2 protein-coding genes and 1 pseudogene are annotated in these 2,169 nt (G+C 74.3%); all 3 read right to left on the bottom strand.

From position 1 onward, the window contains the following. A partial coding sequence (locus AB0I76_RS28255) for an alcohol dehydrogenase catalytic domain-containing protein (protein ID WP_357041683.1) occupies positions 1–304 on the bottom strand: 304 nt, incomplete at its 3' end. Beyond that, entirely contained in the window at positions 301–1,719 is a 1,419-nt protein-coding gene (locus tag AB0I76_RS28260; protein ID WP_357041686.1) for an aldehyde dehydrogenase family protein, read from the bottom strand. The genes AB0I76_RS28260 and AB0I76_RS28255, both read right to left, overlap by 4 nt. Before the next feature lie 49 nt (positions 1,720–1,768). Continuing rightward, positions 1,769–2,077 (bottom strand): annotated as a pseudogene (locus AB0I76_RS28265) (TetR/AcrR family transcriptional regulator C-terminal domain-containing protein); the annotation flags it as partial. Between the last annotated feature and the right edge of the window lie 92 nt (positions 2,078–2,169).

Here is a 2,169-nt window from a genome sequence, read left to right on the forward strand (position 1 = left end):
GCCACGGCTCGCCGTGCCCGCAGAACCAGCAGCTCCGGCACGGCGGCGCCCAGTTCAGCACCACGTGCGCTCCCGGAGGCACCCGGGTCACGTCCGCGCCGACCTCGACGACGACGCCGGCCGCCTCGTGGCCGAGCGCCAGCGGGTACGGCGCGGCGAGGGTGCCGTTGACCATGGACAGGTCGGAGTGGCAGACCCCGGCGGCCCGGATGTCGACGCGGACCTCGCCGGGACCGGGGGCGGGCAGTTCGACCTCCTCCACGCCGAGCGGGGCGCCGACACCCCGTGCGAGCAGCGCCCTCATCGCTGGATGGCCTTGGTCTGGAGGAACTCGTCCAGCCCGTACCGGCCCAGCTCCCGGCCGAAGCCGGACTGCTTGTAGCCGCCGAACGGTGCGAGCGGGTTGAATGGTGCGCCGTTGACGTCCACCGCGCCGGTCCGCATCCGCCGGGCCACCCGCAGCGCCCGCTCCTCGTCGGCCGACCAGACGGCGCCGGCCAGCCCGTACCGGGAGTTGTTGGCGACCGCCACGGCGTGGTCGTCGTCGTCGACCGGGATCACCGCGAGCACCGGACCGAACACCTCCTCCTGGGCCAGGGCGCTGTCCGGGTCGACGTCGGCGATCACGGTGGGCGCGACGAACCAGCCGCGGTCGGGCACCGGTGCGTCGGGTCCGCCGGCCACCAGCCGGCCGCCGTCGGCCAACCCCCGGGTGACGTGCCCGAGGACCCGCTCCCGCTGGGCGGCCGAGACCAGCGGACCCATCCGGGTGTCCGGGTCGAACGGGTCACCGAGCCGGTACGCCTGCGCGGCCTTGGCCGCCAGCGTCAGTGCCTCGTCGTAGCGGGACCGGTGCACCAGCATCCGGGTCCACGCGGTGCAGGTCTGTCCCGAGTTGAGGAAGGCGTGGCCGACCCCGACCTTGACCGCGGCGACGAGGTCGGCGTCGTCGAGGACCACGTTGGCGGACTTGCCGCCGAGTTCGAGTGCGACCCGGGCGATCCGGTCCGCGGCCAGGTGCGAGATGCGGCGGCCGGTCGCGGTGGACCCGGTGAAGGAGACCATGTCCACGTCGGGGTGCGCGGCGATGGCCTCGCCGACCACCGGACCGGTGCCGGTGACCAGGTTGACCACTCCCGGCGGGAACCCGGCCTCTGCGATGGCGTCGAACAGCAGGTACGACACCAGCGGGGTCAGCTCGCTCGGCTTGAGCACCACGGTGCACCCGGCGGCGAGGGCCGGGGCGAGCTTCGCCATCACCTGTTGCAGGGGGTAGTTCCAGGGGGTGATCGCGCCGACCACGCCGACGGGCTCCCGGACCACCAGCGAGTTGCCGACGGTCTCCTCGGCGGGCGGCCGGGCGGCCAGGTCCACGTAGCCGCGCAGCACGGTCAGCGGCAGGCCGGCCTGGACCCGGGTGGCCAGCTTCAGCGGGGTGCCCAGCTCCAGGGCGATGATGCGGCCGATCTCGTCGGCCCGGGCGGTGAGCGCGGCGTGCAGCCGGTTCAGGTGCGCGGCGCGGTCGGCGGGCGCGGTCGTGGCCCAGCCGGTGAAGGCGGCCCGCGCGGCGGCCACCGCCCGGTCGACGTCGGCGGCGGTGCCGGCCGGTACGGTCGCGACGACCTCCTCGGTCGCCGGATTGTGCACCGGCAGTGTCGCCCCGTCGGACGCGGTGACCCACCGGCCGTCGAGGTAGAGGTCGGTCCGTGCGAGATCCATCCGCGCCCCTCACGTCGGTCGCCCGAAACTAGCAGTGCAAGTTTGGACCCTAGTACGCGGGCGCGGCGGGCGGGAGTGGCGGCAGCGGCCCGACGTGCTGCTCGTAGGTGCGGGAGAGCCCGTCGATGAGCGCGTCGAGACCGAGCGCGAACGCGCCCTCGTCCACCTGGTGCTGGTGCTCGGCGAGCCGGTGGGCCTGGGTGAGGTGCGGGTACTGCTCGGCGTAGAGCCCGGGGTCCTCGACGAAGCCACGGGCGAACGAGCCCAGCGCGGAACCGGCCACGAAGTACCGCATGAGCGCGCCGATGTGGGTGGCGCGGGCCGGTGGCCAGCCGGCCTCGACCAGTCCTCCGTAGACATGACCGACATTGTGCGGGGTGCCACTAGTTCGCCGTCCAGCCCCCGTCGAGGGCGATCGAGGCGCCGGTGATGAACGCCGCCGGCGGGGAG

This window comes from Micromonospora sp. NPDC049799, from assembly GCF_040656655.1.
Lineage (GTDB): Bacteria > Actinomycetota > Actinomycetes > Mycobacteriales > Micromonosporaceae > Micromonospora.

Excerpts from the sequence above, each read along its gene's own strand:
- AB0I76_RS28260 (WP_357041686.1), bottom strand. The coding sequence starts at position 1,719 with ATGGATCTCGCACGGACCGACCTCTACCTCGACGGCCGGTGGGTCACC.